The following is an 18,272-nucleotide window of genomic DNA, read 5'->3' as shown; positions in this document are numbered from 1 at the left end:
GCTCGCGCGCGGGCGCCCTCCTGCCGAAGTCTCATAGGGACGCCGGAACCGGACCTACCCCGCCGGCTCCGGCGTCGTCTTGTGGCCGCAGGAAGTCCCCAGCCGTTCGGAGTTCTGATGAAGTTCCGCGTTCTGACGAAGTTCCGCGTTCTGACGAAGTTCCGTCACCGTCGCACACAAGCCGCCCTGCTCGCGGCCGCCCTGTGCTTCCTCCCGTCTCTCACCGGCTGCTCCAGCTCGGGCGGCGGGTCCTCGTCCAACACCACCGCCGCGACGAGCAACGGCGCGGTGAAGGTGACCATCCAGAACTTCATCTACCACCCGTCCGCGCTGAAGGTCAGCCCCGGCACGACGATCACCGTCACGAACCAGGACTCGACCCCCCACACCCTCACCGCGAACGACAAGTCGTTCGACACAGGCAACATCGCGCCAGGGAAGTCGGCCACCTTCACCGCGCCGTCGAAGTCAGGGACGTACGCCTACACGTGCACCATCCACCCGAACATGCACGGCGTCCTGACGGTGAGTTGACGCCGGATCAGTTCTTGCGCGGACCACCGGGGGCGCTGCCGCGCACGGTGACCCGGGGCAGAGGGCGGCCTATCCTGTTGTCGCTCGCGCTCCATCAGCACACCTCGGGGGAATCGACGATGAACGCATGGAACCCGGGCGGGCAGCCGCCACTCGGCCCGAACGGCGGACCCCAGCCACAGCCGCAGCCCGGACCGTACCCGCCGCCCCCGCCACCTCCCAACGGGGGCCGGCCGCCGCAGATCCCGCACCCTTCCCCTCAGCCGTTCCCTCCGCACCCGTACCCGCCGCGGCCGTACCCTCCGGTCCCGTCCCCGCCTCCGGCAGGCGGTGGGTTCTTGTGGCGGATCGGTCCCATCCATGTCGCGCGCCGGGTGTTCAGGCCTTCGCGGTCCGGCATCGTCCACGATCCCCTCGTCGTCCGTGCGCAGAAGATCCGCACCCTGGTAGGAGTGGGTGCCGTGGTCTGGGTGTCGCTCTCGTACAACCTGGCGCGATCGCTGGCCGACGTCGCCAACGAACGAACCGACCAGTCCTGGCTCAGCGTCCTGATGCTGTCCGTGACCTTCCCGCTCGCCGTCGCCGTGCTGCTGGTCCTCGCCGCGCCCCGGGCCCGTTTCGAACTGCTGCGCCGCGCCGCCAAGCCCTTCGGCGCGATCGTCGCACTCATCTCCGCGGTCGCCACCTTCCCCGCGACCATCCTCACCGGTTTCTTCAACGGCAAGTTCGCCACCAACGCCGTGATGGCCGTCGTCACGTACACCACGCTCGCGCTGATTCTGGTGTGGGTGTTTCCGTTCATCGTCTGGGGCGTCGGTCTGGCGCTCCTGCATGTCTTCCGCACGGCCGACATCCACGAGACCGCGCCACCGCTGCTGGCCACGATCCTGGTGTGGGAGATGGCGGTGGTCGACCTGGTCACCGGTGCCTACGCGGGTATGCCCGGGCCTCTGCAGACCCTCTTCGTACTCGGGGCGCCCCTGTCCGTGACCGCCGTCGCCGTGTGGGAGATCCACCGGCTCCGCGTGCACCACAACATCGCCGTACGCGACATGCTGATGCGCTGACCGGGTACGGCGTCTGACATTCCGTCAGCTGGGCGGCGGGAGACCGGTGTCGACGCGGTGGCGGAGGCACGAGGCGACGACGACGAAGGGCCACACGGACTGCAGGATCGTGACGATGCGCTCGGCGACGCCCGCGGCGCCATGACTCTGCGTCTCGATCAGGTACCAGACCGCGGCGGCGATCATGCAGACCGTCGCCGCGACAGCGGACCTCAGGCGGAGTCCCCAGGGCGCGGTCCCGCCCCGGGCGGCGGCCAGGACGGGCCACACCGTCAGGAGGGTGAAGCCGACCGCGGCCACCGAGCCGTGTCTTAAAGAACCGCCGCTGACCGGCGCCGGGACGAGCGTGACCACCAGTGCCGTCAGCCCGCCGGCCCCCAGCGCGATGCGCCCGGCGAGCGCCGCCGCGCGCAGGCCCCACGCGGTCAGGAGATGGCACACGCCCAGGGCGAGCAGCGCTCCGGTCATCCACCAGAACCCGGCGGCGCCGTACGCCGCGAGAACGCTGATGGTCTGCGTGACGGGGTTGTACGCGTGCCCTTCGAGTCTGGCCGCCATCGTCCAGCCGCCGACCAGCAGGACGGGGGCGCAGCCGGACGTGAATAAGGCCCATTTCGGAACGTCTCGCATCAATCCACGATAAAACGCCCACTCAGGTCATCGCCGCCTACACGCAGGCGGGACTGTCAGCCGAGGTCAGCGGCTCATGGGTTGAGGTGACGGGCCGGAGGCATACCCACTCCTTGCCACTTTCAACTTATAGCTCACAGGGGGCTTGCGGCAAGGCCCCCATCGTGCTGCAAAATCCTCGCTCCAAGGCCATAACCTGCGGAAAACGGAGATTCACGAGGTGCGTGTGCAGTTGTCCGTCGATGGTTCGTGCAGTGCAGCTGTCGATAGTTCGTGCAGTGGAGCTGATGAGGTGGATCCCCTGACCGTCAGCGCGTTCGCCCTTCCCGAGGGCCTCTCCCCCAAGGCCGATCCGGCGCTGATCGCCGACGACGAACGGCATTTCGCGGCCATCGCGGACAGCCTCAGGCAGTCGATCGACGAACTGTCCGACCGCCTCGCCGCCCAGCGGAGGATGCCCGGCGGCATCGGCCGTGAGGCGATGGACCGGGACGCGGAGATCCACCGGCTGACGAGTCGCCTGCGTACGCTGCGGCGCTTCGGTCTCGACCTGTGCCTCGGACGCGTGGTCGGTGCGGACGGCTCGGGCCCCCTGTACATCGGGCGGCTCGGGCTCACCGACAGCGCAGGCCGCCGGCTCCTCGTCGACTGGCGCTCCCCTGCGGCCGAGCCGTTCTTCGCGGCGACCCACGCCCGCCCGATGGGCCTCGCGAGCCGCCGCCGGTACCGCTGGACCGGCGGCCTGATCAGCGATTACTGGGACGAGGTGTTCACCCCGGACGGGCTCGAACAGCACGCGGCGCTCGACGACCAGTCCGCGTTCATCGCCAGCCTGGGCACCAACCGGTCCGAGCGGATGCGGGACGTGCTGTCCACGATCCAGGCCGACCAGGACGCCATCATCCGCGCGGGATCGCGCGGCGCGCTCGTCGTGGACGGTGGTCCCGGCACGGGCAAGACGGTCGTCGCCCTGCACCGCTCGGCGTACCTGCTCTATTCGGACCCGCGCCTCAGCCACAACAGGGGCGGCGTCCTGTTCGTCGGCCCGCACGAGCCGTATCTGGCGTACGTCGCCGACGTGCTGCCCAGCCTCGGCGAGGAGGGTGTCCAGACCTGCACGTTGCGGGATCTCGTCGCCGAGGGTACCGGGGCGGCGGTCGAGGCCGATCCTGACGTGGCGCTCCTGAAGTCGTCCGCGAGCATGGTGAAGGCCATCGAGAAGGCGGTCAGCATCTACGAGGAACCGCCTACGGAAGCGATGACCGTCACGACGGCCTGGTCCGATGTGCGGGTGAGCGCCGCCGACTGGTCCGAGGCGTTCCGGGCCCCGGATCCGGGCACCCCGCACAACGAGGCGCGCGAGCAGATCTGGGAGGAGCTCGCGGCGATCCTCATGGACAAGCTGGGCATGGACGAGGACGAGGACGGCGTCTCGCCCGAGCTGTTCCTGCGCTCGCTGCGGCAGGACAGGGAGCTGGTCACGGCGTTGAACCGCGCGTGGCCGCTCCTCGAAGCCGCCGACCTGGTGGGCGATCTGTGGACGGTGCCCGCGTATCTGCGGCTGTGTGCTCCCTGGCTCGGCCGCGAGGACGTGCTGAAGCTGCGGCGGGCGGACGCGCAGGCCTGGACCGTGTCCGACCTGCCGCTTCTCGACGCGGCGCGGCAGCGGCTCGGCGACCCGGAGACAGCACGGCGCAAGCGCCGCCATGACGCCGCTGTCGCCGCCGAGCGTGAGCGTATGGCCGGTGTCATCGACGAGATCCTCTCGGCCGCCGACTTCTCCTCGGCCGGCGACGACAGCGAGGGCGCGGTGCGGATGCTGCGCGGCAAGGACCTTCAGGACAGCCTGATCGACGAGAGCGCCCTGCCCACGGTCGAACCGGACCGCCTGGCGGGCCCGTTCGCCCACGTCGTCGTGGACGAGGCGCAGGAACTGACCGATGCCGAGTGGCAGATGCTGCTGCTGCGTTGCCCGTCCCGCAGTTTCACGATCGTCGGGGACCGCGCGCAGGCACGGCACGGGTTCACCGAGTCGTGGGAGGAACGGCTCAAGCGGATCGGCCTGGACCAGATCGACGTGGCCTCTCTGAGCATCAACTACCGCACACCGGAAGAGGTGATGGCGGAGGCCGAGCCGGTCATCCGGGCCGCCCTCCCCGACGCGAACGTGCCCACGTCGGTCCGCAGCAGCGGGATCCCCGTCGTCCGCGGTCCCGTCTCCGACCTGGAGGCGGTACTGGACGGCTGGCTCGCCGCGCACGCCGAAGGCATCGCGTGCGTCATCGGTGATCCGACGTTCCAGGCGACTTCGCGCGCCCGGTCGACTTCGCGTGTCCGGTCGACTTCACGCGTCCGGTCGCTGACCCCGGAGCTGTCGAAGGGTCTGGAATTCGACCTGGTCGTCCTCGTCGACCCGGAGAAATTCGGGGGGGGCATCGAGGGGGCCGTCGACCGCTACGTGGCGATGACCCGGGCGACCCAGCAACTCGTCATCCTCACGAGCTGAGGCCGCATTTCCAGCCTTGGTTCTACGTGTTCAGCCGCCGCGCCCGCGACTCCAGGTAGCGCTGTTCGGCGATGCTCGCGGTGGCTTTCGCGGCGCGCCGGTAGTTCTCGTACGCGCCTGCGGTGTCGCCCGTCTTCTCCAGCAGGTGTGCCCGTACGGAGAGCAGCCGGTGGTGTCCTGCCATCCGGTCGTCGCTGTCGAGGCCGGACAACAAGGCCAGTCCGGCGGACGGGCCCTCGGTCTCGGCGAGGGCGATCGCCCGGTTGAGGGTGACCATCGGGTTGGGCGCGATCCTTTCCAGGATCAGGTAAAGGGCGTGCACCTGCTGCCAGTTGGTGTCCTCGGCGGTGGCCGCGTCGGCGTGGGTGGCGGCGATGGCCGCCTGGAGTGCGTAGGGGCCGAGGGCCGGGCCGGCGAGTGACACCTTGACGAGTTCCATGCCCTCGTCGATGAGGGCGCGGTCCCATAGCGTGCGGTCCTGCTCGTCCAGGGGCACGAGGTCACCGGCCCGCGTCGTACGGGTGTGCCTGCGGGCGTGGGTCACGAGCATCAGCGCGAGCAGCCCGGTGACCTCGCCGTCCTCGGGCAGCTGAGCGTGCACGGTCCTGGTGAGCCGGATCGCCTCCTGCGCGAGGTCCGTGCGGTGCAGCTCGCTGCCCGAGGAGGCGGTGTAACCCTCGTTGAAGATCAGGTAGAGGACGTGCAGGACGACGCGCAGCCGCGCCTCGCGCTCCTCGCCGCCGGGCAGGGTGAACGAGCTGCCCGCCGCCTTGATGCGCTGCTTGGCACGACTGATCCTGGCCGCCATCGTGGCCTCCGGGACCAGGAACGCGCGGGCGATCTCGGCGGTGGTGAGCCCGCCGACCGCACGCAGCGTCAGCGCGGTCTGGGAGGCCGGGGTCAGCGTCGGATGACAGCACAGGAACAGCAGGACGAGCGTGTCGTCGGTGGCCGGAACGTCCTCGGGCACGACCTCCTCGGCGGCCGTTGCCGATTCCCGCTCGCGGCGCGCGTGGTCGCTGCGCATCTCGTCGATGAGCCGCCGGGAGGCGACCGTCATCAGCCAGCCGCGCGGATTGTCGGGCACCCCCTCGGCCGGCCACTGCACGGTGGCGGCCAGACACGCCTCCTGTACGGCGTCCTCGCACCCCTCGAACTGTCCGTGCCGGCGCACCAGGGCGCCGAGGACCTGAGGCGTCAGCTCACGCAGCAGGTCCTCGACGGCGGGGGCGGTCATGCCTCCAATTGTCCGTCGTAGAACATCACCTGGCGCACCTCTACGCCGAGACCCTCGATCGCGGCGTCGGGAACCCGCGTCGCCAGCTCGATCGCGCGCTCCTTGTTCTCGCAGTCGATCAGGTAGAAGCCGCCGAGGAATTCCTTCGACTCCAGGAAGGGGCCGTCGGTGACCACCGGCTGGCCGTTGCGTACGGTCACGACCGCGGCCTGCGACGGGTCGACCAGCGCCTGCGTGTTGATCAGTTCGCCGGACTCCTTCAGCTCGGCGATGAACCTGCCGTGGCCGTCGCCGATCGCCGTCTTCTCCTCGTCCGTGAGCGCGTCGAGGACGGCCGGGTTGATGTGCATACTGATCAGGAACTTCATCTCGTACTCCTCGGGGTTTCGCGGGCCCCGGCGGGGCCCCTTCGACCGTTGGTCGGAGCCGCGGGCGTCTTCTTGACATCTTCCGCCGGAAGATTCGCACGACTTTCGCGGCGCAGCGTTCACGGTGGGCGGTCGGCGGATCGGCGTGGCCCTTTCCGGTGACGCCCGCGGTGCGTAGGCGGGAGATTCCGACGGTTCCCGTGCAACCATTCGGGGCTGCCACGGGTCACTGTTCATAGCCGACAATCTGTCGGAATACGGCGACGGAGGCGTGTTGCCATGTTCCAGCCTTCCAAACTCCCTCTCCTCGGCAAACTCACGACGATCGGCGCGGCCGTGGCCCTGGCCACCGCGGGCGTCGCGGCCACAGCGATGGCCACTACCGGGAGCACCACCACCGGGGCCACGGCCCGGACCGTCCAGGCGCAGGCCGCGAGCAGCGTTCGTACCTGCGCCGCCGGTGACCTGTACGCGTCGATGGGCGCGAAGGACTTCGGGGCCGGCCAGCTGTACTGGCCCGTCAAGTTCACCAACACCAGCACCACCGCGTGCGCGCTGCGCGGCTACCCCGGGGTGAGCGTCCTGAACACCGCCCACCAGCAGATCGGTGCGGCGGCCGCGCGCTCCGGGCAGACGTACAACACGGTGACGATCCAGCCCGCCCACACGGCAACGGCCGTCATCCACACCACCAACGGCCCCATCGGCGGCGCCTGTCGCACCACGGGCACGTACGTGCGGGTGTATCCGCCGGCCTCCACGCACGCCATGCTCGTCCCGGCGGCACTGCGGGTGTGCTCGAACGTTTTCACCATCGGTCCGGTCACCGGCTAGACCCCCTGCCCTCACACCTGACCGAGGCTTCCGTCGCGGCGTCGGCATATGCCACACTCTCGGAGACGTCGGCGCCGTTCCCCCCGTAGCGGCGCCGACGCCTATATCCTCGCCGAGCCCAGGACCATGGATCGGCGTGCGGCATCATGCCTCGCATGAGCGACGACGACTCCCCCAGCACCTCCGGCTCGGGCGGGAACCTGGCGCACAGCCGCGTGCCCATGACCGGACGCGATCCCGAGGAACTCGGCCGGGTCTCCACTCCCCTGGAACTGCTCTTCGACCTGACCTTCGTGGTCGCGGTGGGCACCGCCGCCTTGCACTTCGCCGAGATGGTCGCCGAGGGACACTCCTGGCAGGCGGTGGAGGCGTTCGTCCTCGCGATGTTCGCCATCTCCGTCGCGTGGATCAGCTTCAGCTGGTTCGCGTCGGCGTTCGGCACGGACGACTGGCTCTACCGCGTCCTGACGATGGTGCAGATGATCGGCGTCGTCGTGTTCTCGCTCGGCCTGCCCGCGATGTTCCACTCGATCGACGTGGGCGGACACCTCGACGTACGGATCATGGTGCTCGGGTACGTCGTGATGCGCTTGGCGATGATGTCGCAGTGGTGGCGCGCGGCCCGGGAATCGCCCGCGTTCCGCACGGTGGGTTTCTCGATGATCCGCTGGACGGTCTTCGTCCAACTCGGCTGGTGCGTGGTCGCGTTCGTCCGTCTCCCGCTCGGCGTCGTGTTCACCGCGTTCATGGTGCTCGGCGTACTCGAACTGGTCCTGCCGGTCCTGGCCCAGGGCAATGCGGGCGGCACCCCCTGGCATCCTCATCATGTCGCCGAGCGGTACAGCCTGTTCGCGATCATCGTGCTCGGGGAGGGGGTCGTCGGCACGGTCGCGTCGTCGGGTGATCTGCTGGGTGGCGTCGCCGGAACGCATTGGACCGGCAACGCGATCGCCGTGGTCGTCGCGGGTGTCGGGCTCACCTTCGGCATGTGGTGGGTGTACTTCTCGGCCCCGTTCGGCGACATCCTGACCCACCGCCGCAACCGCGGATACCTCTTCGGTTACGGGCACATCCCGCTGTTCATCGGCGTGGCCGGAGCCGGGGCCGGGCTGCACGTGGCCGGCCTGCAACTGGAACACCACTCGGAGATCAGCGACGTGGCCGTGGTGCTGTCCCTGGCCATCCCGGTCGGCCTGTACCTGATGATGATTTACCTCCTGCACACGCTCCTGGTGTCGACGGCAGACCCGTTCCACGTACTGCTGATCTCGCTGACGCTGGCCGTACTGCTCGCGGCGGTACTGCTGGCCGCGGCCGGTGTCCCCGTCGCCGTATGCCTCCTCATCGTGATGCTCGCGCCGGTCGTCACCGTGGTCGGTTACGAGACGGTGGGGCACCGGCACCAGCGGGAGATCATGGAAGGGATCGGGACCGCGAGTGAATGAAACCCTGAGAAATCACTGGGGGCGTCACTGATGCGTCGGCGGGGAATCGCCGAGGCGTCCCTGAGGCGTCAGCGGGCTTTCGCCAACATGTCCAGCACGTCAGCCAGTTGGGCACGCACGGCCGGGTCCGTGATCACACCGTCCTCGTCGAGTGTCCCCCGGTCCACCGGGATCCTCGCGCAGGCTGGTTCGACGACGACGGCGCCGGTGTAGCCGAGCGTCGACATCGCGCCAGCCTATCCACCGGGCCCCGCGCCCCCCTACTGCCACCGCCGGGGACACTCGGACATTCCGCTACAACTCCTTTCGTATGTCCGCCAGTTCGGTTTCCAGTCGAATTGCCGTCGTCTTTCGTTCCATGAACGGCCAGTAGCTGTCTCTGCCCACGTCGTGTGCCGCCCCTAACGTCCTCGGAGTCTTCAGGCTTCGGAGGCTTCGAGGGGAAGGGACTCATGGACGCAACGCACGCCGTACGGGCTCGTGGGATCACCAAGTGTTTCGGCGACGTCGTCGCACTCGACGGCATCGATCTCGATGTGGCGCCGGGTCAGATCCACGGTCTGGTCGGGCCGAACGGCGCCGGCAAGACGACACTCCTCGGTCTGCTGCTCGGTCTCGCCGTCGCCGACGGCGGCAGCCTGGAGATCCTGGGCACGCCGGCCGGGCGCTCGCTCGCCGCGGCCGAGGGTGTCTCGGGTTTCGTCGACGGTCCCGGTCTCTACCCCTGGCTCACCGCCCGCCAGAACCTCGCCGCCCTTGCCTCACTTCGCGGCCACGACGCGCGGGCGGCGGGCATCGACGACGTACTGGACCAGGTCGGTCTCACCGATGTCGCCGACGACCGGACCCGCGGCTTCTCCCTGGGAATGCGTCAGCGGCTCGGACTCGCCGCCGCCCTGCTCACCCGGCCCCGGCTGCTCGTGCTCGACGAACCGGCCAACGGCCTTGACCCTGCGGGCAAGAAGCACGTGCACGGCGTGCTGACCGGGCTCGCGGAGCGCGGGACGACGGTCGTGCTGTCGAGCCACCGCATGGACGACCTGGAGGCACTGTGCTCCGAGGTCACCATCGTCGCCACGGGACGCGTCGTCTTCTCCGGCCCGCTGGCCAAGCTGGCCGCCGAGAACGGCGAACTCGACTACCGGCTGCTGACCGGTGACCCGGCGAAAGCCCGTCGCATCGCGGCCGAGACCCCCGGAGTCCAGGTCGTCGACGGCACCGGGACGCTCGTCGTCCGCGCACCCACGCCCGCCCTCGACGCCCTCGTGGTGCGGCTCGTCCAGGCCGGCGTCGCCCTGCGCGAACTCGCCCCCGTGGTGTCGCCCCTCGAAGCGGCGTTCCTCACCCTCACCGAGCAGCAGGAGACGAGACAGTGACGGACACGGCCACGCCCACCGAGACCGACGCCACGCCCACCGCCGCCAGACCCCAACTCCCTTACGCAGGGAGCGTATCCACGGCTCACACCTACCGCTTCGAGCTGGTCAAACTCGTCTCCCAGTGGCGCATCCGGCTGCTGCTCCTCGTCTGCTGGATCGCTCCCGCGCTCTTCGTCGCCGCCGTGAGCCGCCAGAGTTCGCTGCCCGTCGACACCCTCTTCGGCCGCTGGATGCACGCCACCGGGTGGGCCGGGCCCTTGGTGACGCTCGGCTTCGCGGGTTCGTGGGCGCTGCCGTTGCTGACGTCGATGGTCGCCGGTGATGTGTTCGCGTGCGAGGACCGGCTCGGCACCTGGCGCCATCTGCTCGTGGCGGTCCGGTCGCCACGGCGGATCTTCGCGGCGAAGGCGCTGGCCAGCCTGAGCGTCATCCTGTTGCTCGTCGCCGGGCTCGCCTGTTCCAGCACGGCCGGTGGGCTGCTCGCGGTGGGTGACCAGCGGCTGCCCGGTCTCGACGGCCACCTGCTGGCGCCGGGGGACGCGGCGGTCAAGGTGCTCCTCGCGTGGGTGAGCGTCCTCGCGCCGACCCTGGCCCTGGCCGCCGTCGGGCTCCTGGGCTCGGTCGCCCTGGGCCGCTCGCCGATGGGCCTCCTGCTGCCCGCGCTCCTCGCGCTCGCGATGCAGCTCGCCCAGATGCTGCCGCTGCCCGTAGCCGTACGCTTCGCCCTGCCCGGTTACGCGTTCATCGCCTGGAACGGCCTGTTCACCGCTCCGGCGCAGCTCGGCCCGCTCCTCATCGCCGTAGCCGTGAGCCTGCTGTGGGCCGTGACCGCGACGGCACTGGCGTACTGGATCTTCCTGCGGCGGGACTTCACCAACCCGGCCCACGACGGTGCGGGGCGCCGCGCGATCACCACCGCCGCACTCCCTCTCATCGGCCTCACCGCTGTGACCGTCGCAGCGCTCATGCCGACGAGTACGGGGACGGGCTCCGGGATCGGGCAGGAGAAGGTGCAGCGTTCGGTCGCCACGGCCTTCGCCCACCTGTACCGCCTCCAGACCACGCAGCTCAACCGCCCCGACGTCACCGAGAAGCAGTTGAAGGCCTCGGCGGCGTGCACCAAGGGCGATGTGAGCGACGGCGCCGAAGGGCCGGGCAACGACTGGCGCTGCGTCGTGTCGTGGCATCTCCCCGGCATCGAGGCCACCGGTTCGGCCATATACCAGCTCGACGTCACCGCGGACGGCCGGTACATGGCCGACGGCGACGGCCCGAAGGAAGTCAACGGCTACTTCCTGGTGCGCACCCCGACAGGCGACGAGCCCAACCCGCTCTGGCAGTTCGACGGCACGGTCGAGCTGCTGTCCAAGTAGCCCCCGGCCACCGCACAGCCCGGGCCACCCCAGATCCCCCGGGCTACCCCCAAAGACCCCACCCCCCGCACCGCTCCACCCCTGAGATCTCCACCTCCCGGAGATCACCCCCGTCCAGAAGGGACACGTCAATGCAGGTAACGCGCCGTCGCAGGCGTCCTGCGGGAGCCCTCTCCGGCCTTCCCGTCAGACGCACCGGACGTCGGATACCTCTGGCAGTGGCCGGCGTCACCGCGCTCGCCGTGGCCGCCGCGGGCACCGCCTTCGCCCAGACCCAGCAGTTCGGCACGGACCAGGTCGGCCAGGTGACCGATCGCGGTCAGGTCGTCTCCAGCAACCAGTACATCGCTCCGTACGGCGACCGTCTCGTCCTCGACCGGGGCAAGATCATGTCGTCCTCGGTGAGCCCGGACGGCACCCACCTCGCGGCCTCGGTTACGGACGGCGGAGTGGCGCTGTCGATCGTGGACCTGAAGACGTGGAAGGTGCAGCAGTACGTCGGCAAGGCCGCGGACGCGGACCTTAAGATCAGCGGCAACGACGTGGGCCAGGAAGGCCCGACGTACTCGCCCGACGGATCGCAGCTGTGGCTGGGTCAGATCGACGGCTACACCCGGTTCACCGTGAAGGCGGACGGCAGTCTCGCCGACCCGACGGCCGTCAAGATCCCGGCGGACGGACCCCGGCACGCGCTGGCGGGCGAGGCGGTCTTCTCCCCCGACGGCTCGACCGTGTACTCGGCCGTCAACGGCCAGAACAAGGTCGTCGCCATCGACGCGGCGACCGGCGCCATCCAGCGCAGCTGGGCCGTCGGCAACGCGCCGCGCGACCTCGCGAAGGTCGGCAGCAAGCTCTACGTCAGCAACGAGGGCGGGCGCCCGGCGAAGCCCGGCGAGAGCACGATCAACTCGTACAACACGCAGGTTCCGGCCGACCCGAAGACCGCCTCCACCACCACGGGCACGGTCAGCGTCATCGACCTCGCGGACCCGGCGGCCGCCGTCCAGAGCATCAATGTCGGTCTGCACCCGACCGCCCTGTACGCGAAGAAGAACGCGCTGTTCGTCACCAACACGGCGACCAACGACGTGTCGGTCATCGACACGACGAAGGACAAGGTCGTCCAGACGATCGCCACCCAGCCGTGGCCCGAGGCGTCGGTCGGCTACGAGCCCGACGCGGCGACGCTGACCGACGACGGCCACCTCCTGGTGACGCTCGGCCGCGCGAACGCCGTCGCCGTGTACCGGTACAAGAGCCCGCAGGAGCCGGTGAGTTACGTCGGTCTGCTCCCGACGGACTACTTCCCCTCGGAGATCACCACCGTCGGCGATCAGGTGGTCGTGTCCAACACCCGTGGCATCGACGCCCGCCGGCCCACCAAGGCCGCCGGCCACGCCACCCACGACACGACGTCCAGCCTCCAGCGGTTCAAGCTGCCGAGCGACGACGTCATCAAGTCCCAGACGGGGAAGGTGTTCCAGCAGAACGGCTGGAACGGCAACTCGGTCGCGCGGGCCGACGGCAAGAGCGACGCGAAGCCGGTGCCGGTCCCGCTGCGGCTCGGCGACCCCTCGACGATCAAGCACGTCTTCATGATCGTCAAGGAGAACCGCACCTACGACCAGGTCTTCGGCGACGTCCCCGAGGGCAACGGCGACCCGTCCCTCGCGCAGTTCGGCGAGAACGTGACGCCCAACCAGCACGCGATGGCCAAGCAGTTCGGCCTGTACGACAACACGTACGACATCGGCACAAACTCCGCCGAGGGCCACAACTGGCTGATGCAGGCGGACAATCCGGAGTACACCGAGTCCACGGCCGGTGAGTACGCCCGCAGTTACGACACCGAGGACGACGCGCTCGGCCACCAGCGGACCGGCTTCATCTGGACCGGCGCCCAGGCGGCCGGGAAGTCCGTGCGGAACTTCGGCGAGTTCCAGCAGTTCCTGACCAAGCCGGCCGGCGCGAGCTGGCAGAACCTGTACTGCGACAGCAAGAACATGGCGGCGACCGGCCAGGACACCGCCTACCAGCTCAACTCGTCGTCGCCGATCCCGTCGCTCAACGACGTGACGGTGCACGGGTTCCCGCAGTTCGACACCAGCGTCCCGGACGTCTACCGGTCCGAGATCTGGAAGCGTGACTTCGAGAAGAACGGGCCGGCCAACTTCAACATGTTCTGGCTCTCCAGCGACCACACCGGCGGCCCGGCGAACGCGGCGGCCCAGGTCGCCGACAACGACCTCGCCACCGGCCGGATCGTCGAGGAGATCTCGCACAGCAAGTACTGGAAGGACTCGGCGATCTTCATCGTCGAGGACGACTCGCAGGCGGGGCTCGACCACGTGGACGGCCACCGCGCCCCCATCCAGATCATCAGCCCGTACGCGCGCCACGGCGTCGTCGACAGCCGTTACTACTCCCAGATCACGATGATCCGGACCATCGAGCAGATCCTGGGCATCCGCCCGATGAACCAGAAGGACAGCGCGGCCAGCCCGATGCGCGGGGCGTTCACGAAGAACGCGGACTTCACCCCGTTCAAGGCCCTGCCGAACCGGACCTCGCTGACCGACGGCCTCAAGACGCCGCCCTCGTGCGGCACGGACACCCCGGCGGCGCAGAACCCGCAGGCGGCGCCCGCGCCCAAGGCGACCGTCCCGGCGGACAAGCGGGCGCTCGCGGCGACGTGGGAAGCCTGGCAGTCGAAGCAGCGCCTGAGCGGCCGCGACGCCAAGCCGGACTTCGCCAACCCCGCGCAGATGAACCACTTCACGTGGTACCAGACGCACGAGTGGTCGAAGCCGTACCCCGGCGAGAGCAAGCTCTACGCTCCGCAGGACGTGCCGGGTGCGTACATCCCGTCGGCTGAGTCGGACGGCTGACGCCTCCCAACTCCAGTGAAACCATGGGGAGTTCCCTCAGCATGACTCCCCCGCTGTGACAAGGGCCGCCACTCCCCGCACGGGAGTGGCGGCCCGCAGAGCATTCTCACGCGTGACGCGCCTCGGCGCCGGCGGCCGGTTCCAGGTCACGGTCGCGGTCCTCGCCGTGCGGGCCGGCCGGCTCTCGGCGGGCGAGGGCGACATTGAGCATTACGTGAGCGAGAACACCGACGAGGAGTCCCAAGAACGGTGAGCCGATCCCGGCGATGGCCACTCCGGAGGCGGTCCCCAGGAAGGTGACGACGGAGGCCTCGCGGTCGCGTTCGTCGGCGACAGTCCTGGCGAGACTGCCGGACAGCGCGCCGAGCAGGGCCAGGCCCGTGGGGGAGGGCGGCTGTTCGGCTTGACGATCAAGGTGGTGAGGCGCTGGAACGCGCCCTGTGGACCGCTTGCGAAGCAGCGTGATCGAATACGGGATGACCTCCTTCTGGACGGGTGAACGGGTGCGCCTTCGTGGTGTCGAGCCCGACGACTGGCCCGCGTTCATGCGCTTCGCCGAGGACGAGGAGCGACACGGCGACCTGCTGCGCCCGCCCCGTTCAGCCGAGGCCTTCCGCCTCTGGGCAAAGGAGCAGGCCTCCGCGGGGACCGACGGCGATAGCTTCCGGATGGTGATCGAGGCCGTCGACACCGGGGAGGCGGTGGGTGCCGTCGGCTCGAACCACGCGGACCCCAGCGCCGGCCGCTTCGAGTACGGCGTGACGATGGGTGCTGGACAACGGCGCAAGGGCTACGCGTCGGAAGCCGTGGTGATGCTGCTGCGCTTCATGTTCGCCGAGCGGCGCTACCACAAGTGCGAGGCGCGGGTCTTCGCCCACAACGAGGCGTCTTTGACGCTTCACCGCAGGCTCGGTTTTGTCGAGGAGGGACGTCTCCGCGACCACGTGTTCTTCGCCGGTCGGCATCACGATGTCGTCCTGATGGGCATACTGGCCAACGAGTTCGCCGGACGGCACCCGATGGGTGAGGGCTTCAGCCGCCCAGGCTCTCCCTCAGGACCCGTTTGAGGATCTTGCCGCTCGGGTTGCGTGGGAGTTCTTTGACGAAGTGGATGATGCGGGGCTTCTTGTATGAAGCGATTCGGGTGCGGGTGAAATCGATGAGGTCGGCGGCGGTGACTTCGTCGGCGTTGTCGTGCAGCACCACCGCCGCGGTGACCGCCTCGCCCCAGGTCTCGTCCGGGGTGCCGAAGACGGCGACGTCGCAGACTGCCGGGTGTTCGGCCAGGGCGGACTCGACGTCGACCGGGTACACGTTCTCCCCGCCGGTGATGACGATGTCCTTGATGCGGTCGGTGATGAACAGGTATCCGTCGGCGTCCAGGTAGCCGGCGTCGCCTGTTCTGAGCCAGCCGTCCGGCGTGAAGAGCTTGGCGTTCTCGTCGGGCCGTTGCCAGTAGCCGGGCGTCACGTGGTGGGAGCGGGTGACGATCTCGCCGACCTCGCCGGAGGCCAGCGGCTCCGCCGTCACCGGGTCGACGATCGCTACGGCGGCGCCCGGGAGGGCGTTGCCCGCCGAGCGGAGCAGATGGGCGCGCGGGCCGTCCGGGTCGTGGTCCGACGGGAGAAGGCGGGTCGCCGCGCCGGCCGTCTCCGTCTGCCCGTACTTCTGATAGAAGCCGCAGCCGAAGATCTCCATCGAGCGGCGGAGCAGTACCGGCGTGATGGGTGAGGCGCCGTAGACGATCGTTCGGAGTGCGGAGAAGTCGCGTTCACGGATGTCGGGCAGCTGTGTCAGCAGGTGCAGCACCGCCGGGACGAAGAAGGCGTGGGTGATCCGATGGTGCTCCATCAGGTCCACGACCCGCTGCGGCACTAGGTCCGGAACGGTCACGGAGTGCGCGCCCGCGCTGAGTGCGACAAGCAGCCAGCCGGTGCCGGCGATGTGGAAGACGGGCATCGCGTTCAGCGAGACGCTCCGGTCGGACCAGCCCATCTCCGCCAGTTGGGACGGCCCGGATTCGACGTTGCCGAGCGTCAGCTGCACGCCCTTGGGCAGGCCCGTCGTGCCGGAGGTGTACAGCTGGAGGAACACGGTGCCGCCCGTGCCGGCGTGGAGGGGGTCGCTGTCGGAGGCGTCCTTCAGCCATGTCCCGTAGGCCAGTTCACCGGGTGCCGGTTCGCCGTCGACGATCAGCGGGATGCCGGGGAGCACGGCTCGGACGGCGCGTGCGCCCGGGAGGAACTCGCCCTGGGTCACCACCGCCCGTAACTGCGCGTCGCGGGCGACGGCGGTCAACTCGCCTTCCGTGAGGCGCCAGTTGAGCGGCGTCGCCACGAGTCCGGTCTTGGCGCAGGCCAGTACGATCTCCGCCGACATCGTGCCCGGCCGGGCCAGGCAGCCGACGTGGGCGCCCTCGTCGAGGCCCAGGGCAAGCAGGGCCTGGGCCGCGCGGTTGGCGCGATCGTCGAGCTCGGCGTAGGTGAGGGTGCGGTCGCCTTCGGTGACCGCGGGTGCTTCGGGGCGTTCGGTGGCGTACTGACGAACGGTGTCCGGCAGGTACGGACCCATGCGGGGTTCCTCCCACGTCTTCGGCACGGGTGCGTGCCCGCACCCCTGCTGACGTCCACTCGAAGATGCGTCAAGGTACGACCCGGCGACGACGCTGTCCAGACAATGTGCCCGTCGAGTGCCCGTCGATCGTGAAGCTCCTGCGCGCTCTCGCGTCCGTTCCGTGCCGGAACAGCGTGCCGGAACAGCGCGGCGGAGCGCGACGCCGGTGGGGCGTCGCGCTCCGCGAGCACGGTCGTACGCGTGAGTTCTCGGCCGCGACCGGGCCTCAGAGGTCAGGACTGCGGTCAGGACTGCGGCGGCTGACCCTGGTCCCCCTGCCTGCCGAACTCGTTCTTGAGCTTGTCCTGCGCCTGGTCGACCTGGCCGCTGTACTTGCCCTCCGTCTTGCTGTCGACGGCGTCGCCGGCCTTGTCGATGCCCTTCTCCACCTGGTCCTCGTGGCCCTTCACCATGTTCTTCAGCTTGTCCATCATGGACATGTGCAACCTCCTCGGGGCGGTCCCCCATGACTCCACCATCACCTCTGACGGCGTGATCGGCGACCGCTGCGGGCGAGGTCAGCGCACGAGTCCTTCCGCGGCCTGCAACATGCGGGCGCGGTAGGCCGGGGTGTCGGCGGGCTCGCTCTCCCCGAAGACGGCCCGCATCCAGTGGCCGTCGGTGTTGTTGGGGAAGAGGATGAAGTCGCGCCCGAAGTGCTCGGCGTCCTCGGCGGCCAGTGCCTTCCGCTGCGAGACAGACGTGACGTAGTAGCGGCGGCGGAAGTCGTTGAGGTTGTCGCCGAGGTAGGCGATCACCTCGTGCCCGCTGGCCACGGCCTGCTGTGCGGGCTCCTTGTTGGACGACTCCCGCAGCATGGTCACGTGTGCGTCGTCGGCGAAGGCGAGACCTGCGTGACGCAGGTTGGCGATCCCCAACTCCTGTGTGTCCGGGCCCTGATCGCGGGAGGAGACGTAGAAGATCTCGACGCCCTTGCTCTCGGCGTAGCGCGTGAACTCGACGGCGCCCGGGGTGGCGGTCGGGCCGTTCTCGCGTACCCAGGCGTCCCACATGTCGTCGTCGAAGGCCTGCTTGCCGGCGGAGATCAGCCGCGCCCAGTAGGTGTCGGAGGACAGTACGGTGTCGTCGACGTCGGAGATGATCGCGAGGGGTCTGCGGCCGCGGCGCTCCTGACCCCGCCCGCGCAGCACCGAGTCGATGCGGTCGCGCGCGATGTTGAAGGCCTGCCGGTACAGCATGTCGCGCTCGGCCGCGGTCTGCCGCCACGCACCGGCGGCGCTCAGGATGTTCTGCACGGCGTCGTCCCCGGTACCGGCGTACGCGCTGCCTGCGGCCGCCATGACCGACCCACCTGCGATTCCCGTGACGACGGCACGTCGGGAGAGTGTCATTGCTGCTCCTTGGAGGTATCGGCGAACCAGCGTCGTGCGGGGGGGC

General features: G+C 69.4%; 17 protein-coding genes and 1 pseudogene. 10 read left to right on the top strand and 8 right to left on the bottom strand.

Annotated elements, in window-relative coordinates:
• Nucleotides 1-117 precede the first annotated feature (117 nt).
• Nucleotides 118-534, top strand: coding sequence for a cupredoxin domain-containing protein (locus ABZ893_RS23155; protein WP_361406863.1), 417 nt, complete (start codon nt 118-120; stop codon nt 532-534).
• A 374-nt stretch (nt 535-908) separates the two neighbouring features.
• Nucleotides 909-1,601, top strand: a complete 693-nt coding sequence (locus ABZ893_RS23150) for a hypothetical protein (protein ID WP_361406861.1) — start codon at nt 909-911, stop codon at nt 1,599-1,601.
• Between the two features lie 24 nt (nt 1,602-1,625).
• Here the strand turns inward: ABZ893_RS23150 and ABZ893_RS23145 are convergent, their stop codons facing one another.
• On the bottom strand, nt 1,626-2,231 hold the full coding sequence (locus tag ABZ893_RS23145; RefSeq protein ID WP_361406859.1) for a DUF998 domain-containing protein: 606 nt from the start codon (nt 2,229-2,231) through the stop codon (nt 1,626-1,628).
• Nucleotides 2,232-2,523: 292 nt separating this feature from the next.
• On the opposite strand from ABZ893_RS23145, the gene helR reads away from it, so the two are divergent.
• Nucleotides 2,524-4,737: an RNA polymerase recycling motor ATPase HelR gene (helR, locus tag ABZ893_RS23140; RefSeq protein ID WP_361406857.1), complete on the top strand. Its 2,214-nt coding sequence runs from the start codon at nt 2,524-2,526 to the stop codon at nt 4,735-4,737.
• 22 nt (nt 4,738-4,759) lie between these two features.
• Here the strand turns inward: helR and ABZ893_RS23135 are convergent, their stop codons facing one another.
• Both ABZ893_RS23135 and ABZ893_RS23130 read right to left on the bottom strand, forming a co-directional pair.
• The gene (locus ABZ893_RS23135; protein WP_361406855.1) at nt 4,760-5,974 is read right to left on the bottom strand and encodes a sigma-70 family RNA polymerase sigma factor; all 1,215 of its coding nucleotides are present in this window, start codon (nt 5,972-5,974) and stop codon (nt 4,760-4,762) included.
• Nucleotides 5,971-6,342 carry a YciI family protein gene (locus tag ABZ893_RS23130; protein WP_361406853.1) on the bottom strand — a complete coding sequence of 124 codons (372 nt, stop codon included), beginning with the start codon at nt 6,340-6,342 and terminating at the stop codon, nt 5,971-5,973. Before ABZ893_RS23130 ends, ABZ893_RS23135 begins: the two co-directional genes overlap by 4 nt.
• A gap of 279 nt (nt 6,343-6,621) precedes the next feature.
• On the opposite strand from ABZ893_RS23130, the gene ABZ893_RS23125 reads away from it, so the two are divergent.
• Both ABZ893_RS23125 and ABZ893_RS23120 read left to right on the top strand, forming a co-directional pair.
• A complete protein-coding gene (locus ABZ893_RS23125; protein WP_361406851.1) occupies nt 6,622-7,176 on the top strand; it encodes a DUF4232 domain-containing protein in 555 nt (184 codons plus the stop codon).
• Nucleotides 7,177-7,331: 155 nt separating this feature from the next.
• A complete protein-coding gene (locus ABZ893_RS23120; protein WP_361406850.1) occupies nt 7,332-8,621 on the top strand; it encodes a low temperature requirement protein A in 1,290 nt (429 codons plus the stop codon).
• A gap of 68 nt (nt 8,622-8,689) precedes the next feature.
• On the opposite strand, the gene ABZ893_RS23115 is transcribed toward ABZ893_RS23120, so the two are convergent.
• A complete protein-coding gene (locus ABZ893_RS23115) occupies nt 8,690-8,848 on the bottom strand; it encodes a hypothetical protein (protein WP_361406848.1) in 159 nt (52 codons plus the stop codon).
• Nucleotides 8,849-9,073: 225 nt separating this feature from the next.
• Between ABZ893_RS23115 and ABZ893_RS23110 the strand changes: the two genes are divergently transcribed.
• From ABZ893_RS23110 to ABZ893_RS23095, 4 genes are all read left to right on the top strand, one after another.
• A complete protein-coding gene (locus tag ABZ893_RS23110) occupies nt 9,074-9,997 on the top strand; it encodes an ABC transporter ATP-binding protein (RefSeq protein ID WP_361406847.1) in 924 nt (307 codons plus the stop codon).
• Entirely contained in the window at nt 9,994-11,373 is a 1,380-nt protein-coding gene (locus tag ABZ893_RS23105) for an ABC transporter permease (protein ID WP_361406845.1), read from the top strand. Before ABZ893_RS23110 ends, ABZ893_RS23105 begins: the two co-directional genes overlap by 4 nt.
• A gap of 131 nt (nt 11,374-11,504) precedes the next feature.
• The gene (locus ABZ893_RS23100) at nt 11,505-14,261 is read left to right on the top strand and encodes a bifunctional YncE family protein/alkaline phosphatase family protein (protein WP_361406844.1); all 2,757 of its coding nucleotides are present in this window, start codon (nt 11,505-11,507) and stop codon (nt 14,259-14,261) included.
• 112 nt (nt 14,262-14,373) lie between these two features.
• Complete coding sequence (locus tag ABZ893_RS23095) at nt 14,374-14,514, top strand: hypothetical protein (RefSeq protein WP_361407279.1); 141 nt, start codon at nt 14,374-14,376, stop codon at nt 14,512-14,514.
• Between the two features lie 18 nt (nt 14,515-14,532).
• Here ABZ893_RS23095 and ABZ893_RS23090 read toward each other — a convergent pair.
• Nucleotides 14,533-14,808, bottom strand: a pseudogene (locus tag ABZ893_RS23090) (benzoate/H(+) symporter BenE family transporter); the annotation flags it as partial.
• Between ABZ893_RS23090 and ABZ893_RS23085 the strand changes: the two are divergent.
• Nucleotides 14,738-15,328 carry a GNAT family protein gene (locus ABZ893_RS23085; RefSeq protein ID WP_361406842.1) on the top strand — a complete coding sequence of 197 codons (591 nt, stop codon included), beginning with the start codon at nt 14,738-14,740 and terminating at the stop codon, nt 15,326-15,328. The pseudogene ABZ893_RS23090 and the gene ABZ893_RS23085 overlap by 71 nt on opposite strands.
• Here the strand turns inward: ABZ893_RS23085 and ABZ893_RS23080 are convergent.
• The 3 genes from ABZ893_RS23080 to ABZ893_RS23070 all read right to left on the bottom strand — a co-directional run bounded on the left by ABZ893_RS23080 (nt 15,294) and on the right by ABZ893_RS23070 (nt 18,226).
• Nucleotides 15,294-16,832 (bottom strand): long-chain-fatty-acid--CoA ligase, encoded by a 1,539-nt coding sequence (locus ABZ893_RS23080; protein WP_361406840.1) that lies wholly within the window; start codon nt 16,830-16,832, stop codon nt 15,294-15,296. The two genes, ABZ893_RS23085 and ABZ893_RS23080, sit on opposite strands and share 35 nt — an antisense overlap.
• A 287-nt stretch (nt 16,833-17,119) precedes the next feature.
• Nucleotides 17,120-17,314, bottom strand: a complete 195-nt coding sequence (locus ABZ893_RS23075) for an antitoxin (RefSeq protein WP_361406838.1) — start codon at nt 17,312-17,314, stop codon at nt 17,120-17,122.
• Between the two features lie 78 nt (nt 17,315-17,392).
• Nucleotides 17,393-18,226, bottom strand: coding sequence for an HAD family acid phosphatase (locus tag ABZ893_RS23070; protein ID WP_361406836.1), 834 nt, complete (start codon nt 18,224-18,226; stop codon nt 17,393-17,395).
• Between the last annotated feature and the right edge of the window lie 46 nt (nt 18,227-18,272).

Source organism: Streptomyces sp. NPDC046821, from assembly GCF_040645335.1.
Classification (GTDB): Bacteria; Actinomycetota; Actinomycetes; order Streptomycetales; family Streptomycetaceae; genus Streptomyces.
This window is presented reverse-complemented; position numbering and strand designations above follow the sequence as displayed.